The organism is Aestuariivirga sp. (assembly GCF_047602625.1).
Classification (GTDB): domain Bacteria; phylum Pseudomonadota; class Alphaproteobacteria; order Rhizobiales; family Aestuariivirgaceae; genus Aestuariivirga.
The window spans coordinates 2006289-2023199 of record NZ_JASGGV010000002.1 but is presented as its reverse complement, the minus strand read 5'-3'; the positions used below and the strand labels follow the sequence as shown (position 1 = coordinate 2023199).

At 60.0% G+C, this 16911-nt stretch carries 15 protein-coding genes; 4 read left to right on the top strand and 11 right to left on the bottom strand.

Features of this window, described 5'->3' with window-relative positions; translation table 11 throughout:
• The first annotated feature begins 1 nt into the window (after position 1).
• Together QM694_RS15000 and QM694_RS14995 are read left to right on the top strand one after the other, a co-directional pair.
• Positions 2 to 982 (top strand): transketolase family protein, encoded by a 981-nt coding sequence (locus QM694_RS15000; protein WP_415007729.1) that lies wholly within the window; start codon positions 2 to 4, stop codon positions 980 to 982.
• Between the two features lie 21 nt (positions 983 to 1003).
• Entirely contained in the window at positions 1004 to 1693 is a 690-nt protein-coding gene (locus QM694_RS14995) for an SDR family NAD(P)-dependent oxidoreductase (RefSeq protein ID WP_415007728.1), read from the top strand.
• Between the two features lie 11 nt (positions 1694 to 1704).
• On the opposite strand, the gene QM694_RS14990 is transcribed toward QM694_RS14995, so the two are convergent.
• The 11 genes from QM694_RS14990 to QM694_RS14940 all read right to left on the bottom strand — a co-directional run bounded on the left by QM694_RS14990 (position 1705) and on the right by QM694_RS14940 (position 13249).
• On the bottom strand, positions 1705 to 2394 hold the full coding sequence (locus QM694_RS14990; protein ID WP_415007727.1) for a GntR family transcriptional regulator: 690 nt from the start codon (positions 2392 to 2394) through the stop codon (positions 1705 to 1707).
• A 413-nt stretch (positions 2395 to 2807) separates the two neighbouring features.
• The gene (locus tag QM694_RS14985; RefSeq protein WP_415007726.1) at positions 2808 to 3743 is read right to left on the bottom strand and encodes a hypothetical protein; all 936 of its coding nucleotides are present in this window, start codon (positions 3741 to 3743) and stop codon (positions 2808 to 2810) included.
• Positions 3744 to 3787: 44 nt separating this feature from the next.
• Positions 3788 to 4204 carry a DUF5615 family PIN-like protein gene (locus tag QM694_RS14980; RefSeq protein ID WP_415007725.1) on the bottom strand — a complete coding sequence of 139 codons (417 nt, stop codon included), beginning with the start codon at positions 4202 to 4204 and terminating at the stop codon, positions 3788 to 3790.
• Entirely contained in the window at positions 4201 to 4854 is a 654-nt protein-coding gene (locus tag QM694_RS14975; protein ID WP_415007724.1) for a DUF433 domain-containing protein, read from the bottom strand. The genes QM694_RS14980 and QM694_RS14975 overlap by 4 nt, the downstream gene beginning before the upstream one ends.
• A 359-nt stretch (positions 4855 to 5213) precedes the next feature.
• Positions 5214 to 5831, bottom strand: coding sequence for a TetR/AcrR family transcriptional regulator (locus QM694_RS14970; RefSeq protein ID WP_415007723.1), 618 nt, complete (start codon positions 5829 to 5831; stop codon positions 5214 to 5216).
• A 40-nt stretch (positions 5832 to 5871) separates the two neighbouring features.
• Positions 5872 to 7428, bottom strand: coding sequence for an ABC transporter substrate-binding protein (locus QM694_RS14965; protein ID WP_415007722.1), 1557 nt, complete (start codon positions 7426 to 7428; stop codon positions 5872 to 5874).
• A gap of 20 nt (positions 7429 to 7448) precedes the next feature.
• Positions 7449 to 8414 (bottom strand): oligopeptide/dipeptide ABC transporter ATP-binding protein, encoded by a 966-nt coding sequence (locus QM694_RS14960; protein ID WP_415007721.1) that lies wholly within the window; start codon positions 8412 to 8414, stop codon positions 7449 to 7451.
• Positions 8411 to 9379: an ABC transporter ATP-binding protein gene (locus QM694_RS14955; protein WP_415007720.1), complete on the bottom strand. Its 969-nt coding sequence runs from the start codon at positions 9377 to 9379 to the stop codon at positions 8411 to 8413. The genes QM694_RS14960 and QM694_RS14955 overlap by 4 nt, the downstream gene beginning before the upstream one ends.
• On the bottom strand, positions 9376 to 10245 hold the full coding sequence (locus QM694_RS14950; RefSeq protein ID WP_415007719.1) for an ABC transporter permease: 870 nt from the start codon (positions 10243 to 10245) through the stop codon (positions 9376 to 9378). Before QM694_RS14950 ends, QM694_RS14955 begins: the two co-directional genes overlap by 4 nt.
• The gene (locus QM694_RS14945) at positions 10229 to 11179 is read right to left on the bottom strand and encodes an ABC transporter permease (protein ID WP_415007718.1); all 951 of its coding nucleotides are present in this window, start codon (positions 11177 to 11179) and stop codon (positions 10229 to 10231) included. The genes QM694_RS14950 and QM694_RS14945 overlap by 17 nt, the downstream gene beginning before the upstream one ends.
• A gap of 45 nt (positions 11180 to 11224) precedes the next feature.
• On the bottom strand, positions 11225 to 13249 hold the full coding sequence (locus tag QM694_RS14940; protein WP_415007717.1) for a CocE/NonD family hydrolase: 2025 nt from the start codon (positions 13247 to 13249) through the stop codon (positions 11225 to 11227).
• A 56-nt stretch (positions 13250 to 13305) separates the two neighbouring features.
• Between QM694_RS14940 and QM694_RS14935 the strand changes: the two genes are divergently transcribed.
• Together QM694_RS14935 and QM694_RS14930 are read left to right on the top strand one after the other, a co-directional pair.
• Positions 13306 to 15339 carry an FAD-dependent oxidoreductase gene (locus QM694_RS14935; RefSeq protein ID WP_415007716.1) on the top strand — a complete coding sequence of 678 codons (2034 nt, stop codon included), beginning with the start codon at positions 13306 to 13308 and terminating at the stop codon, positions 15337 to 15339.
• The gene (locus tag QM694_RS14930; RefSeq protein WP_415007715.1) at positions 15336 to 16865 is read left to right on the top strand and encodes a trimethylamine methyltransferase family protein; all 1530 of its coding nucleotides are present in this window, start codon (positions 15336 to 15338) and stop codon (positions 16863 to 16865) included. The genes QM694_RS14935 and QM694_RS14930 overlap by 4 nt, the downstream gene beginning before the upstream one ends.
• Positions 16866 to 16911: the final 46 nt, after the last annotated feature.

Genomic DNA, 16911 nt, shown 5'->3' with positions numbered 1-16911 from the left:
GATGAACGGCCCCAAATCTGAAAACTCATGGCAATATCGGGCACTGAACGCGAAAAACCCCGGCCTCGATCATCTGTCGAATGGCATCATCGATCTTGTGAAGGCAGGCCATAATGTGGTCGCCGGGTCCGCCGATCTGCAATATTCAAACGGTCTCAACCGTTTCGCGTCCCTCTATCCCGAACGTTATATCGCTTTTGGAATTTCCGAACAAAACATGGTGAGCGCCGCCGCGGGGATTGCCACCTGTGGAGTGACACCATTCGTCGCGACATTTGCTTCCTTTCTAGGCCTGCTCGCTTGCGAACAGATCCGCATGGACATCGCCTATTCGGCGCAGCCCGTGCGGCTGGTCGGTCATCACACAGGAATCTCGCTCGGCTTCTATGGTACCTCGCATCACGCAACAGAAGATATCGGCACGATGCGTTCGATCGCGGATCTCGCGATCGTCTCGCCGTCCGATGGGCCACAGCTCGAGGCGGCGATCCGTGCTTCGGCCGACTGGGATCAGCCGATCTACTTCCGTATCGGCCGCGGCCGCGATCCGGTGGTCTATGAAGGCGGCACCACCTTCCAGTTTGGAAAGGCGCACATTCATGGCCGCGGCGAGCAGCTGACGATCATCGCCTGTGGCATCACCGTACATGCGGCGATCGAGGCTGCCCGCGCCATGAACGCCGTCGGCCAGTCAGTGGGCGTCATCGACATGGCGTCAATCAAGCCGATCGACAGGGATGCCGTTCTTGAGGCAGCCGCCACTTCGCGCAGATTGATGACGGTCGAGGAGCACAATGTTCTCGGTGGTCTTGGCGCGGCTGTCGCTGAAATCCTTGCCGACGAAGGCGCTGGCGTCCGCCTCAAGCGGCACGGCATCTATGACGAATACAGCTTGATCGCGCCGCCAACCCACCTCTATGCACATTATCGCCTCGACGCAGCAGGCATCCGCGAGGTCGCGGAAGCATTTTTGCGTAGCTGACGGCCTTACAAGGAACGGAATATGAAGACAGCAATCGTGACCGGCGGCGGCACCGGCATCGGACTTGCGACATCGCGGCGCCTGCTTGCCGATGGTTACCGAGTCATCGCGGGCGGCATTGATCAAGAGGAAGCCCTACCTCGCGGCCTTGAATTCGTGAAGACTGACGTAACGAAGGAAGAGGATCTCGCGGACCTGATGGCGCGCGCCGAACGGATCGACGCGCTGGTAAACAGCGCGGGCATTATCCGGCAGGCACGCGAATGGACGGCCGCCGATTTTCGCCAGGTAATGGATGTCAATCTGACCTCCAACATGGTAGCGGGTACGCTGGCACTCCCAAAGCTTGAGTCAGCACGCGGCGTCATCGTCAACATCGCCTCTATGTGGAGCTTGTTTGGCGCGGCGGGGGCGCCTGCCTACGGCGCCTCGAAGGGAGCGGTTGTGTCACTCACCCGGGCTATGGCCGCGGCGTGGGGCCCGCGCGGCATCAGGGTCAACGCAGTGGCGCCGGGGTGGGTCAATACCAGGCTTGCACAAGGTGCGAAGAACGATCCTGAGCGCGAACCAAAGATCACTGCGCGAATCCCCCTAGGGCGCTGGGCCGAACCGGATGAGATCGCCAATGTGATCCGCTTTCTGTTGTCAGCCGAGGCCTCCTACGTGCACGGCGCCGTGGTGCCGATCGATGGCGGCTATTCCATCGCCTGAGTATCATCAGGCTAGGGCTTGCGTTCCACGGCGGCCGGCTTTCCAAAATTCTCGTGCCGCGTGATAAGTTCGTCGCTCCAGCGCACGTCGGATTGCATCGCTTCACGTGCCGCAACGGGATCGCCAGCCTTCACGGCCGCAATGAACTGGAAGTGCTTGTGATTGTCAGCAGTGAGCCTACGCACCGGCATTTCTTCGTGAAACGTACGAAGAAAAGGACCCATAAGCGTCCACATGTTCTCGCAAATTGCTTCAACATATGGCATTTCGGCGAAGCGCAGAATCATAAAATGAAAATCGCGATTGGCATGCGCTGCACCAGCCGCATTGTTGGCAGCAGCCCTGATAAACACAGCGTTCTGTTCTTCGAGCTTGGCGATCATCTCAGGTGTTGCAATTTCACCCACCCGATGCGCCGCCATTCCCTCCAGATCATGGCGGATCGCCACGATTTCGCGAAGATCCCGAGTAGTAAGTGCCGGAACGACGACAGAAGTCGAAGCCTTCACCTCCAGCGCCTGTTCGCTAGCGAGCCGGAAGATCGCTTCCCGCACAGGAGTGATGGATGTGCCGTAATGTTCCGCTACCCCGCTGATAGTGAGCCTTTCGCCCGGACGATATTCGCCATCCATGAGCGATGCCCTGAGGCTGCGGTAAATTTGTTCGCAGAGGTTTTCCTTCACTAAGGGCTTGGGTGGCATGAAATAATCCGGCTCAATCCTAAAAAATCATATACGATGCATCTTAATGCCGCTAGTTGATCTATTGGTCAATTGGTCTCTGGCAATCAACCCGCGAGTTCGGGTGTATTTTATGCTTTCTTCGAGACGGCAAGAAGATTCCTTTAATCTACGACGTGATTGAGTTTCCCTGTTAAAGTTCAATATCCGATCACGAACAGCCACCGCTCAATCCTCGCAGAGGCACGCCTTGCCGACACGTGCTGATGTTATGAGCGTTAGAGTTATAGGCGCCGACCACAAAACGCCGGAAAGTCCCAAAGGTTTGCTAGTATGACCACTGCCCCTGCGGATCGCGAAGGAATTCGAGAGATTCAGCGGACAAACGACTATTCACCGAGAGGCAGTTTCGAGCATCCCTATCCTTGTAATATTCAATGAATATAGCGTCGCTGCGTTTCCCGGTTTTTTCGTTCCACATAGGCACCGAGCAACCAGACGAGGTTATCGGCACGGGAGTACGTGCAATCATCGGGCGTGAGCCCGATGCCTATCAGGGAGTATCTAGCAAAGCTGTGGAACTCCCGATCGGTTGTCCCAAGCACCGCTGCCAGCGCCTGTACGCGCCGCTCGACGGCCAGCGCATTTTCTGGGCGCCACCTGTCCAGCAGCCGTTTGATGTGTCGGTCTGGCTTGAATCCACTCCAGCCGAGGTTGCGGAAAAATTCAGCGCCTAGGGCATAACCCATCCCACTGAGTTTCGGATCCTGCGCAACCCCCTGCACGGCGGCGTGAATGGATGCATTCCTGAGAAATAAAGGTTTCGCAAGCGCCGCAACAAGTAGGATCATCAGTTCGGCGTCGGGACACGGCGATTCCGACAGCGATGTGGCAACTTTCCTCGCAGTGTTCGCCAAACTGATGATCCTATCATAATAGCCGGGTGTGGTGCTTAGAACCTCGATCCAATCCATCATCGCTCTCACATCGCTGCGGGCTGTGATGCCCCCGAGCAGCGGTGCAATCCGTTCCTGGATTGCGGCGCGGGAGTAATTGTTGGCCGACAACCTGGCGGGATCGTAGTCAAGGAAAAGTCGGCACAGTTCAGGCTCTGCGACGATGAAGCGCGCCCAGCTGCGACTATTGCTGCCGATAGCGCGCACCGCAGCTTCGAATACCTGATTGCCGGTCCATCCGTGGGCGAGCGGATCTGCCGAAGGGACCTGCTGCAAGCTTTGGATTACAGCATCACAGAATTCTCCTGGCATACAAATGCCACCAGGAAGCGAGTAGTCCCTGGCAATCCGGCTTCTTACCGATGGATTCTCGAACAGGGCGATCTGAATCGCCGGGATATCCAGCTTTTGCATCCCACTTCCTGCGGGGACTTTATCTGCGTAGCGCGCTTTAGGTTCTATTCTGCTTTGGGAAGCTCGTAGCGTCGGATATGAACGGTGTCTTCTTCCAAGGTGATCTCCAAGACTTGATTCACCAGATCACCATTCGTGGTCAATTCTTCAAGCGCGTAATCGAATAGTTCAATTTGCATATCGAGATCCATTCCCGGCGGACCGTTGAGGCAAACCAATCCTGCATGGATTTCGACATCAGCATATTGACCTGTTCTGCCGGGCTCACCAGCAGGTCCTCGGAAATCGATGGAATTCCTGGTGACGAAAGTCCAGTCACCTTTGAGGATGAAGGGCTTTAGTTCCCAATCTTTGTTGCCGCCGAGACCGTGCCAAACGACATGAGATGACTCTCCATATCCCTTGGCGTGTGCGAGCTTGGTAAGTTCAGGGCTCAGGCACTCGTCAACGAGAAACTTCATCCCGCTGTCTTGCGACGAAAAACTCGGCGATCAACCGTCACAGTGGCTTCTTTAGGCAGATCTTCGCTGGATCGGGGTCGGCCTCGTAATGGATTGGCTGCGGCGTATATCCCGGCGAGTTCGATCTTGTCCGCATCCAGCGAGGGATAGGCAGTGAGAATCCGATCAATTGGAATGCCAGCAGCAACGGATGCTGCAACATCGTGTACGGGAATGCGGGTGCCGCGAATGGTGGGAATTCCGCCAAGCACCGCTGGATCAGACGCTACGAGTTCGCGAGCCGCCACCAGGTGGTCCATCCCTTCCTTGGTTCGCTTGACAAAGGGCGCCAGATCGATGGCCAAGAACTCGTCCCGTACCGTCCAGTCCTTCTCAATAAGCGAAGCCAAGGCCAGAGTACGGAATTTGTACAGACGAGATCCAACTTCCCGGATTGCAAACAATCGCTCATCCGATGTCAGACGCCTGGCACTGGCGACGTAGAATGAGATCAGGGTGCATGCCGTTGCCATCACGCGCCGGCCGTCATCGATCGCGAAAAAGTCATCGGGCAAAATCCGTTCGTCGATAACGCGATTGATATCCCGAAGGTCAACGCGCGCGACAACGGCTGCCTCTGTGGGCCTCAACATATCTGCCGATGTCGCCATTGTTGCCCTCCTAATTCTTCCGACAATTCGGAATATATAATGTAGAGCGGTTAATTTCAAGCCCAGCAACCAGGGCCTTGGAGAAGGTTACACCCACTCGGCACCCGCGACGGCGATTTTGGTTCCCTGTTCAGGCTCAATACCTTCCCTGTTCCCACGAATTCCGTTCCCTGTTCCCCTGACCAGGGAAATCCCCGTTATGTTACTGATTTTGCCAGTGAATAGCCGGTCGTCCGGGCCGGATCGGGCCGAATTTCACGAAATTCCCTGTTATTTTCCCTGTTACCAGGGGAAAATCGGCTCGAGACGGGTTCGTCACGGACTGCGTCCGCCACCATCCCTCAGGCATTTGAACATTCTCACACTTTGCCGAACACCGGCTCCAGCAGGCGGTAACAGGCGTCGCGGGCCAGCGTGGCGGACACCTGGCGGGGATCGATGCTCCATTCCAGCCACAGACCGTCCACCAGCGAGATGAACATCGTGGCGATGAAGGGAATATCGGCGTTGATGCCCCGCTCGCGCGCCAGTGACGAGAGCGCAGTTTCTACGCCGCCTCGGTAACGGGCGTATTGTTTGCGGTGCATTTTGAGAAGCGCCGGGTTGTTGGCGATCTCGCCCCACAGCGCCAGCCAGATGCGCTGGCTGCCGTGATTGGCCGCATCGCGCCCGAAGACAGCATCAATGATCGCCGCAATATGGCTCTGCCCGCTGCCTTCCGGTTTTTCCAGAACGGCGAGCAGGCGGCCGATCATCGTTTCATAAACCGCCGCCAGCAATCCATCCTTTGATCCGAAATGGTGGGTGATGAGGCCACGCGATACGCCTGCCTCGGCGCAAATCTGGTCGATGGTGAAACCGAGAATGCCGCCCTTTGCAAGGCAAGCCAGCCCCGCCTCGATCAGATGCGCGCGGCGTTCCTCCGGCGCGATGCGGCGGAAGCGGGGTTCGGATTTTATAGGCTTCGATTTGTTCATTCAGAAAAGCGGCGCGGCAGAAAACCGCGCCGCGTCAGCGTCATGCCTTGGTGAATTGCGTGGGATCGGGATGCCCGTCGGCGAGGATGACAGGCTTGAACGTATCGTCGTGAATCACCAGCAACGGCTCGAAGCAGATGAAGATGAAGCCGCCTGAATCCTCCATCAGGTCTTCCATGCGGTTGAAAATGGTTTTGCGCTTCGCATCTTCCTGTTCCACGAGGCCTTGCTGATAAAGGTCCTCGAACTCCTTGCTGTCGAAGAACGACCAGTTGTAGACGCCGATCTGATCGGGCCGGAACCATACCAGATTCTCGGTCGGATCAATGCCGCCGGCGAAGTCCATCAACACCAGTTCAAGCGTCTTGTAAGCATCGCCCTTGGTCTTGTCGCCCAGCGCCCAATAGGCCGCATCCTCGGTGGGCTGAATCTCGATCGTGATCCCCGCATCCGCCATGCTGGCCTGAATGATCTGGGCAATGGCCTGCGAGGTTGAATCGGTGAGCGTCACGAGATTGAGCGAGAGGCCGGACACGCCCGCTTCGGCGAGCAAGGCCTTGGCCTTGTCGACATCGCGCACGGCAATGTTGTTCTTGGCGCGGGCAAATTTGGTGCCGGGCTGCACGACACCGGCCGAACGCTTGACCAACCCGTCAAACGCGCCCTGCAGCACGGCATCGCCGTCATAGGCATATTGAATGGCCTGCCTGACTTTCAGGTCCTTCAGCTTCGGACTGTTCATATTGATGGTGAGCCAGATATAGCGCGTCGATTGCGCCTCGATGAGGGTGGCGCCCTTGGGCATGCTGGCCTTGAGCTGCTTCACCGCATTCACCGCCACGCGCGTATAGTCAAAGGCATCTGCCTCGTAGGCCAGAAGGGCGGCCTGATCGTCGGCGACGATATAATATTCAATGCGGGAGAAGGCTGGTTTGGGGCCTGTCCAGTCGGGGTTCGCCACCAGCGTGACCTTCTGGTTCTGCTCCCATTTGTCGAGCAGATAGGGTCCGCATTGCGCGGGGATCGTGGTGGTATAGCTGCCACCGGCTTTCTCGACAGCCGCCTTGCACACGATGTGGCCGCCATAATAGGGAAGCGCGATCACCCAGAAGGGCTTGAACGGCTGGGTGAGATGGATGATGCCAGAGCGGGCGTCAACCACTTCGACATGATCGAGCTTTTCAAACTGATAGGCCCAGGCGGAATCGGTGCCCTTGATGCGCTCGAATGAAAATTTTACATCCTCCGCCGTGACGGGGCCGAAACCGTTATTCCACTTGAGGCCATCACGCAGCGTGAAGGCGATGGTCTTGGGATCGGTCCATTCGATCTTTTCCGCCCCCCAGTTCGATGTTTCATTGCCATCGCGGATGTCACCCAGGCGGATCAGGGTGATCTGCGTGCAGCGGGGAATGATGTCATCCAGTTCGCCGATGATGCCCTTGGGGTCCAGCACCTGAAAATCCGCCAGCGCCCGCAGGCGCAGCGTATCGCCATCGGCGGACCAGGCGAGCTTCGGCCCCAGCGCCAGCCCTGCGAACAAGGCGCCGCCGACCTTGATCAGCCCGCGGCGGTCGGTTCTCCACATGTCTTTCATCGTTTCCTCCTTGATGTTGGTTATGCAGTCACGTCGGCAAAATGGCAGCGCACGCCCCGGCCCGCGGGCGTGATTCTCAATTCCGGCTTTTCCTGGCGGCAGCGATCCCGTGCGATGGCGCAGCGGGTGTGGAATTCGCATCCCGGTGGACGCCGCAGAAGGCTTGGGATTTCGCCACGGATCGCCAGATCGGCGCGGCGCTTGCGGGGATCGGGCTTGGGCTCCGATGCAATCAGGCTTTTGGTGTAGGGATGAAGGGGAGCGCGAAACACCTGCCGCGTCGGGCCGGTTTCAACCAGCCGCCCCAGATACATGACGGCGATCCTGTCGGTCACATGCCGCACCAGCGCCAGATTGTGGGTGATGATGAGATAGCTGAGGGAGAGCGACGCCTTGAGGCTTCCCAGAAGATTGAGAATTTCGCCCTGCACCGAAACATCAAGCCCTGCCGTAGGCTCATCGGCGATGACCAATTGCGGATTGAGCGCCAGCGCCCGCGCTACGCCCGCCCGCCGCGCCTGGCCACCGGACAATTCATGCGGGTAGCGCGCCGCAAGCGCGGGCGAAAGGCCGACGCGCGACAGCAATTCACCCGCCTTGGCGCGGCGGTCTTCCACCGCAACGCCATTGATGATGAACGGCTCGGTGATCGCCGCGCCGATGGTCATACGCGGGCTGAAGGAGGCGACGGCATCCTGAAACATCATGGCCGACGCGCGGCGCATCTTTGCGAAAGAAGCCTGAGACGAAAGTGGCGCGCCATCGAACAGCATGGCCCCGCCTGAAATGGGCATAAGCCCCATCACGGCCCGCGCGAGCGTGGTCTTGCCCGATCCCGATTCACCCACGATGCCGAAGGTCTCGCCCTTGTCCATCGTGAGGCTGACGTGATCGAGAATGTTCAGGCTTCCGGCCTTCCACGGCAGAAGGCCGCCCGACAGCGGCAGGCTCACGCTCACGTCGTTCACCTCAAGCAGCGCCGTCATGGTGAAATCTTGTGGCACAGGCCACCATGCAGCGGCGTGACATTGACCCACGGCGGCGGCGTTTCGCGGCAGCGGTCCGAGGCGATGCCGCAGCGGTCGGCGAAACTGCACCCGGCGGGAAGATGCGCGAGATCAGGCACGCGGCCGGGAATTGTGGGGAGTGCTCCCGTCTCCTCTTCAAGATGCGCCGGGTCGCAGGCGATCAGCGCGCGCGTATAGGGGTGAACGGGAGCATGGAAAATATCCATGACCGGACCCGCTTCCACCACTTCTCCTGCATACATCACATAAACCGTGTCGCAGAGTTCGGCGATGACGCCCAAATGATGGGTGACCACGATAATGGCGCCGTCATAGTCATTGCGGAGCTCGCGCAGCAGATGAATGATCTGCGCCTCCATCGTCACATCAAGCGCAGTGGTGGGCTCATCCGCCACCAAGACCTCGGGCTGCATGAGAAGGGCGGCGGCGATCGACACGCGCTGCCGCATGCCACCCGACAGTTCATGCGGGAAAAGCCGGAGGCACAGGGCCGGGTCGGGAATTCCCACCCGTTGCACCATGGCTTCGGCGCGAGCCATTTTTTCAACGGCGGAATTTTCAAGATGATACTGGAAATCGACAAGCTGCGTGCCGATGGTGAAAACGGGGTTGAGCGACGTCATGGGGTCCTGGAACACCATGGCGATGTGGCGGCCGCGGATGGCGCGCTGCGCCTTGCGCGGCAGGGTGAGAATATCGCTGCCCTTGAGCCTCACCGCGCCGGATGTCACTTCTGCATTGGCGTTGAGCAGATTAATGATCGCCGAGGCGAGCGTGGACTTGCCGCAGCCGCTTTCGCCCATGATGCCCACCACTTCGCCGGCATGCGCCTTCAGGCTGGCGTGGCGGAGCGCGTGAACGCTGCCCTGGCCCGTGCGATAGGCGATCGAAAGATCATCGACCGACAGCAGCACGTCCCTCATCGGAGGCCTCGCGTTTGCAGCTTGGGGTCCAGCGCGTCCCGCAGGCCTTCGCCGAGGAAGGTAAAACCAAGTGTTGCGAGGACGAGCGCCAGTCCGGCGGCGATGACCATGGTAGGCGCGGCACGGAGCGAGGTGTATCCGTCATAGAGAATATTTCCCCATGACGGCGTGGGCGGGCGGACGCCGAGATTGAGATAACTGAGACCCGCCTCCAGCATGATGACAACGGGAATATCCATGCTGAGCACGATCACCAGTGGCCCTATGACATTGGGCAGGAGATGCACCAGCATGATACGCGCCGCCGACGCGCCCATCGACCGCTCCGCGAGCACGAAGTCGCTCGAGCGCAGCGTCAGCGTCTGCGCCCGGATCAGCCGCGCGTAGCCGGGGATCGACACGAGAATGATCACGAAAATCAACGTACCGGTTCCCGGCCCCAGCACCGTGATGACGGCAAGCGCGAACATGATCATCGGCAGCGAACTCATGGAGTCGAACAAAAGTACGAGGATCGCATCCAGCCAGCGCGGGCCGAAACCCGCCGTCAGCCCCAGAAGCAGGCCGCAGAAACCGGCGGCGGTGGTCGAGAAAACGGCAATGAACAGCGCCGTGCGCGCGCCGAAGATCAGCCGCGACAGCGTATCGCGCCCCAACTGGTCCGTGCCGGCCCAATGCGCAAGGCCGGGCGGCAGGAACTTGTGCATCACATCGATCTTCACCGGATCATAAGGCGCAAGCCACGGCGCGAACAGCGCCATGACGGCAAACCCCAAAACCAGAATGGTTCCCATTCGGCCCATCGGATCCCGGAGCAGGGCGCGGAGTGCTGGCGAGCGGAAGGCCGCTTCAGCTGCGGAGAACATCGCGCACCCTTGGATCAAGCCGGGCGATCAGCAGATCGGCGAGCGTGACCACGGCGAGATAAAAGGCCGTCATCACCAGAACCGTGCCCATCACGACGGGATAATTCCGCTTTTGCACGGCGGCGGTGATGAGCGTGCCGATGCCCGGCCGCGTGAACACCGTTTCCACGAACACCGCGCTCGACAGAATGCTGCCAAGCCCCACCGCGATGATTGAAATCGCCGGGATGATGGCGATGCGCAGCGCATATTTGTAGACGACGCGCGATTCCGGCAGGCCGAAGGCTCTGGCCGTGCGGATATGGCTTTGCCCCATCACCTCAAGCATCGCCGCGCGCACCATGCGGGCGAGATAGCCGACCCAACCCGCACCGATGGCAAAGGCAGGCATCAGCAGCGCCAGAAACTGGCTCCATAAATTCCCAGCCTCGCCGGCGCCGATGGCCGGCAGCCATTGCAGCCACACCGCGAAAATCAGCAGCGCATAAATGGCGATAACGAAGGACGGCACGGCAATGACGCTGACCGAGAGAATGCCCAGCAGGCGGTCGATCAGTGTGCCGCGATAGACGACAGCTGCGCACCCCAGCGCGATTCCCAGTATCAGCGCCCAACTCAGCGCCGCCACGCCGAGAATGAGGGTTTTGGGAAACACCTCGGCGATTTCATCGAACACCGGGCGCTTCGACCACACATCATAGCCAAGATCGCCGGTCAGCGCGTTGCGGAAGAAGCGGTAGACCTGAACGGGGAGCGGCTGGTCAAGCCCCATGCGCTCGGTGAGCTGCTGCTTGAGTTCCGGCGTTGCGCGGGGGCCGAGCGCCAGAGATGCCGGATCGCCCGGAACCAGAAAGACCATCGCATACATCGCCAGCATCACCGTGAAGAGGATCAGCAAGGCCAGAAGAATGCGCTTGATCGCGTAGTTCAACACTTTGTCGACGCGCCCCCGCTGGGATGAACGTCAGGGTGAAGCGGGTCAAACCATGTCACGTTTGAACCTCTCGTTCCATGTGCGCTGGAAGATCGATGCGCCGTCCTCGAAGACATCCAGCCGCATCTCGACGATGAAATGCGTCGCCGTTGATGTCATGCTGCCGGTGCTGTGATGCACGATGGTGCCATGCGGCCGCCTGAACTCGATGCGGAAGTCCGTTTCGACCTTCGCTGACAGCGGATCGCCATCGGTAATCGTGTAGCGCGACAGGCATTCGCAGATTTGCGTTTGCCCAATGTCGGGAATGTCCTGCGCCAGCGTCCAGCGCGGAAAATCGACGGTGATCTTTCCGGATAGCAAATCCCGTGTGACGCTGCGGCGGTGTTTGCGTTCGAAAGGAATGGCGATGGACTCAATATCAGGTGCTTGCTCGGGCTCGGCAAAGGCCCGCAGCTTTTTGTCCTGCGAACTTGGCGACCGCACCGGCAGTTCGAGCGAGCTTTTTCCTGCCGTGATGGTCAGCGTGGCAAGCTCTGGCGAAGGCCAGGCAATCGGCCAATAGGTGGTGGAAATGGAAACTGCGATGCGATGACCATTTGGAAATACATGCGCGATGTCATCGAGATCGATCGTGGCGCGATAGGTCTTGCCCGGAACCAGCGGGGTGGCTTGTTCATGACTCTCGCGGTGGGTGAGATTAAGCAGGCCCACCGTGATGCGGGTGGAACTGCCATCGGGCGCCACATCGTTGAGGCGCACCGCCACCAGCGCCTGCGGTTTGTCGGAGGAAAATTCGAGATGAAGCTGCGGGGCTCCGAGAATCTCCGTCTTGCGCGTCAGCGGCGCGCTGGTGAAGACGAGCGATCCGCCGTCATCCTCGCGCTGGTCCACGGCCCAGTCGGCGTCCTCGCCATAGCGCCCCACTTCGCCCGCACCCGCGCCAACCCAGAGCGGAGAACAGATCGAAAGTTTGCGCGCAGCGCCTTTCCGCTGTGAAAGGCTGCCGTCCGCGCCGAGACTATATTTTGCGAATTTGATCCGCGGCGACGGCCAACTTTTCTCCGCCACCCAGCGGCCGGGCCGTTCAAGATAGCAGGTGCGGGGCGGCACCGAGTCCTGCATCCACACGCGGTACATCGGCTCTTTCATGATGCCGGTGTCGATGCCCTTCAGCCAGTGATCGAACCAGCGCAGCGCCTCCTGCAGCCAGCCGATCGAGGGCGCCACCGCCGCATCCTGGGGATAGGAATGCGCCCACGGCCCGACGAGCCCCATGCGCGGGCCGCTCAGCTTTTCCAGCAGGCGCGGCACGCTTTCGGAATAATTGTCGGCCCAGCCGCTGACCGCATAGACAGGAATTTTGATCTTCGAGAAATCCTCGCAGACCGATCCCTGTTTCCAGAACGCGTCGCGCCGCTGGTGGCGCATCCACTTCAGGATCCATGGCGTGTTGTGGGCGATGCGCTCCTGCCACATCCCGCGCCAGCGTTCGCCGACGATCTCCGGATCGGGCGGCAGGTCATTGTGCGCGAACATGGTGGAGGACCAGTCGAAATTGTCTTTCGACAGGCAGCCGCCCACCCAGTGAATGTCGGTGGCGTAACGGTCATCGGTCGAGCCGACGGTGATGATGGTCTTGAGTGCTGGCGGCTGGCGCGCCGCGATCTGCAGCCCGTTAAAGCCGCCCCATGAAATGCCGAACATGGCGACATTGCCGGCGCACCACTCTTGAGCGGCGATCCAGGCGATGGCTTCGCAGCCGTCCTTCTGTTCCTGCACCGTATATTCGTCATCGATCAGCCCATCGCTGTCGCCGGTGCCCCTGATGTCGAGACGGATCGAAGCATAGCCTTGGCCCGCGAAATACATGTGCATGCCCTGATCGCGCAGCCGCGTGCCGTCGCGCTTGCGATAGGGAATATATTCGAGGAGGGCGGGTACGGGATGGTCATCGGCATCTGCGGGCAGCCACATTTTCGCGGCCAGTCTCGTTCCGTCCTTCAACGGAATGAAGATATTCTCGACGATTTTCACATCGTGCGGAAAATCTGTCCGGACTTTTGCCACCAAGTGCTCCCTGCTCTTGTTGAACGACCATATAATAAGCTATGGTGGCTGGCAAGATGGCAAGAAACCCCCGTTACAACATTCTCTTCGAGCCGGTGCGGATCGGCCCCGTCACCGCCCCCAACCGGTTTTATCAAACGCCACATGCCGTCGGCATGGGCATGACACGCGTGCAATCTTCCGCCGCCGTGCGTGGCATCAAGGCGGAAGGCGGCTGGGGCGTGGTCTGCACGGAATATTGTTCCATCGATCCCAGTTGCGATGACTCGCCCTTTGGCTTCCTGCGCCTCTGGGACGATCAGGATATGCGCGACGTGGCGAAAATTGCCGATGCCATTCATGCCCACGGCAGCCTCGCCGGGATCGAGCTGTGGCATGGCGGCTCGCATGGCGCCAACCGCCAGACGCGGGAGCCGCTGCTCGCGCCATCCGCCAGGCCCGGCATGTTCAGCCCCATCGCCACGGCGCGCGCCATGGACAAATCCGACATCCGCGAATTCCGCCAGTGGCAGCGCGCGGCGGCCTTACGGGCCAAACATGCAGGCTTTGACATTGTTTATGTCTATGCCGGGCATGACTATCTGCCCTTTCAGTTTCTGTCGCGCCGCCTCAACACGCGCAGCGATGAATATGGCGGCACGCTCGAAAATCGCACCCGCCTGATCCGTGAAATGCTGGAAGATACGAAAGAGGCCGTGGGCGGCTCCTGCGCCGTGGCCTTGCGCCTGTCCGTCGATGAATTGCATGGGCCGTGCGGCATCACCTCGGAAGGCGAAGGCCGCGATGCTGTGGCGCTGCTGGGGGAAGTGCCCGATCTCTGGGATGTAAATGTCTCCGGAAGTCTCGGCAATGACTCGCGGAGTTCACGCTTTTCGGCTGAAGGCTTTCAGGAAAGCCATGTCGCGTTCGTCAAATCGTTCACGACGAAGCCCGTCGTGAGTGTGGGCCGGTTCACCTCGCCCGATACGATGGTGAGTCAGATCAAACGCGGCATTCAGGATTTCATTGGCGCAGCGCGGCCTTCGATCGCCGATCCCTTTCTGCCGCAGAAGATCGCCGAGGGACGCGAGGACGAAATCCGAGAATGCATCGGCTGCAACATCTGCCGCTCGGCCAACAATGAGGCCGTGCATATCCGCTGCACGCAGAACCCAACCATGGGCGAGGAATGGCGGAGTGGCTGGCACCCCGAGCGCATTGCGCCGCGCCATGCCGATGAAAAGATTCTGATCGTTGGTGGAGGGCCATCAGGCCTCGAGGCCGCCCTGGCACTGGCAAGTCGCGGCTATGGCGTGATGCTGGCGGAAAAAAGCAATCAGCTTGGCGGCCGCCTGCTGCGCGAGGCCTCGCTTCCTGGCCTCGGCAACTGGATGCGGGTGCGCGACCACCGCGAATACATGCTCACCAAATTTCCCAACGCGGAAATTTTCCGGGGTAGCGCCATGACGGCGGACGACATTGCCGATCTCGGCGTTTCGCATGTGGTGCTTGCCACCGGCAGCACATGGCGGCGCGACGGCATCGGCGTCATTGGCGAAGAGGCAGTGGATCTGCCAGGCAGTCTAACGCCCGATGATGTGTTCGCGGGCGCTGAAGTTCAGGGGCCTGTCATCATCTATGACGACGAACACTACTTTATGGGCGGCGCTCTGGCCGAAAGGCTGAAGCGCGAAGGCCTTGATGTGACGCTCGTCACCCCCGCTGCCATTGCCTCATCATGGACGGCCTATACGGATGAACAGGCCTTCGTGCAAAAGCGGCTGCTGGAACTGGGCGTCTCGATCAGGCCGCTGCTTGCCATTTCCGGTTTTGACGGACAGGCGGCACGCTTTGCCTGTGTTTATACGGGACGGGAAACCTCATTGCCGTGCGGAACGCTCATGTCCGTCACTGGACGCTTGCCCGACGACAGCCTCTATCACGCGCTTAAAACGCGGGCCGATGTGCCGTTCCAGACTCTCACGCGCATCGGCGATTGCCTGGCGCCAGGTCTCATCGCTGATGCCGTCTACAGCGGCCATCGCTTCGCGCGCGGATTTGGCGGAACGGAGCCCGCGCGCAGCACACGCATTGAAAGGGTCACAGCATGACGGACATCCGCGAAAGCCGCCGCACCCGGAGGCCTGCCAGAACCAGCGGCGGCATTGTGCAGCGGCCATGGAAGCAACCCTCCCGGCCCTATGCAGCCATTGAGGTTTTAAGCTCCGATCAGGCGATGGCCATCCACGAAACAGCCCTCACGGTGCTTCAGGAGATCGGCATGCGCGTGCTGGAGCCGCAGGCGCGGGCGCTCTATCATTCAGCCGGTGCGGAGGTCGATGAGGCTGACATGCGCGTGCGCTTTCCGCATGGCATGATCGCCGAAAAGATCAAAACGGCCCCGGCGCAATTCGACATCGCTGCCCGCAATCCGGCGCGCAATCTGAAAGTGGGCGGAAGTCATTGCCTTTTTTCATCGGTAGGCGGACCCGCCTATGTGATGGATCGCGACAAAGGCCGGCGCGCCGGCACCTATGCCGAAATGTGCGACTACCTGAAGCTCGTACAATCGCTCAACATCATCCATCAGGAAGGCGGCGGGCCATTCGAACCGCTCGACCTTCCTGCCGAGACGCGCCATCTCGATCTCTATTATGCCGAGATCACGCTGCTCGACAAAAACTGGCAGCCGCAGGGGCTGGGCCGCGAGCGCGCGCTGGATGCGCTGGAGATGGCGGCCCTCTCATTCGGCTGCGCGCGGGAGGCGTTGACGCAAAAGCCGGTCTTCACCGCCGTCATCAACACCAATTCGCCCTTGCAGCTTGATGTCCCAATGGCGGAAGGCCTCATCACTTTCGCCGAGCATGGCCAGTGCAACATCATCACGCCGTTCACGCTGTCGGGCGCCATGTCGCCGGTCACCATCGCAGGCGCATTGGCGCAGCAGCATGCCGAGGCGCTGGCGGGAATTGCGCTCACGCAGATCGTACGGCCCGGCGTTCCCGTGATGTATGGCGGGTTTACATCCAACGTGGACATGAAATCTGGCGCGCCCGCCTTCGGCACGCCGGAATATACGCTCGCCGCCCAGGCCTCGGGCCAGCTGGCAAGGCTGATCGGCGTTCCCTTCCGCTCCAGCAATGTCACGGCGGCCAATGATGTGGATGCACAGGCGGCCTATGAAAGCGGCATGTCTCTCTGGGGCAGCATGATGGGTGGCGCGCATCTCATCATGCATGCGGCGGGCTGGCTGGGCGGCGGCCTCACGGCGTCGTTTGAAAAACTCATCATCGATGCCGAGATGCTGCAGATGATGGCTGCCTATTTCGAACCGATCGAAGTGAACCGTGACACGCTGGCGCTTGATGCCATTCGCGATGTCGGTCCGGCCGGGCATTTCTTCGGCACACAGCATACGATGGAGCGCTATGAACGCGCCTTCTATGCGCCGCTGCTTTCCAACTGGGACAATTACGATACATGGGTGGAGCGCGGCCGCATCAATGCCGCCCAGCGCGCCAATGCCATCTGGAAACAGATGCTGCGGGAATATGAAAAACCGCCGATCGATCCATCGATTGATGAGGCTCTTGAGGGCTATATGACGCGGCGGAAAAGCGGGCATCCGGCCGGATAGGCTTCGCTTACTGTCATTCCAGCAGTTTTCATCTAAGATTGCGCTT

Coding starts and splice junctions, on each gene's coding strand:
- QM694_RS14970 (WP_415007723.1), bottom strand. CDS start 5,831: ATGAACAAATCGAAGCCTATAAAATCCGAACCCCGCTTCCGCCGCATC.
- QM694_RS14985 (WP_415007726.1), bottom strand. CDS start 3,743: ATGCAAAAGCTGGATATCCCGGCGATTCAGATCGCCCTGTTCGAGAAT.
- QM694_RS14965 (WP_415007722.1), bottom strand. CDS start 7,428: ATGAAAGACATGTGGAGAACCGACCGCCGCGGGCTGATCAAGGTCGGC.
- QM694_RS15000 (WP_415007729.1), top strand. CDS start 2: ATGAACGGCCCCAAATCTGAAAACTCATGGCAATATCGGGCACTGAAC.
- QM694_RS14955 (WP_415007720.1), bottom strand. CDS start 9,379: ATGAGGGACGTGCTGCTGTCGGTCGATGATCTTTCGATCGCCTATCGC.
- QM694_RS14990 (WP_415007727.1), bottom strand. CDS start 2,394: ATGCCACCCAAGCCCTTAGTGAAGGAAAACCTCTGCGAACAAATTTAC.
- QM694_RS14975 (WP_415007724.1), bottom strand. CDS start 4,854: ATGGCGACATCGGCAGATATGTTGAGGCCCACAGAGGCAGCCGTTGTC.
- QM694_RS14960 (WP_415007721.1), bottom strand. CDS start 8,414: ATGACGGCGCTGCTTGAGGTGAACGACGTGAGCGTGAGCCTGCCGCTG.
- QM694_RS14930 (WP_415007715.1), top strand. CDS start 15,336: ATGACGGACATCCGCGAAAGCCGCCGCACCCGGAGGCCTGCCAGAACC.
- QM694_RS14950 (WP_415007719.1), bottom strand. CDS start 10,245: ATGTTCTCCGCAGCTGAAGCGGCCTTCCGCTCGCCAGCACTCCGCGCC.
- QM694_RS14995 (WP_415007728.1), top strand. CDS start 1,004: ATGAAGACAGCAATCGTGACCGGCGGCGGCACCGGCATCGGACTTGCG.
- QM694_RS14980 (WP_415007725.1), bottom strand. CDS start 4,204: ATGAAGTTTCTCGTTGACGAGTGCCTGAGCCCTGAACTTACCAAGCTC.
- QM694_RS14935 (WP_415007716.1), top strand. CDS start 13,306: ATGGCAAGAAACCCCCGTTACAACATTCTCTTCGAGCCGGTGCGGATC.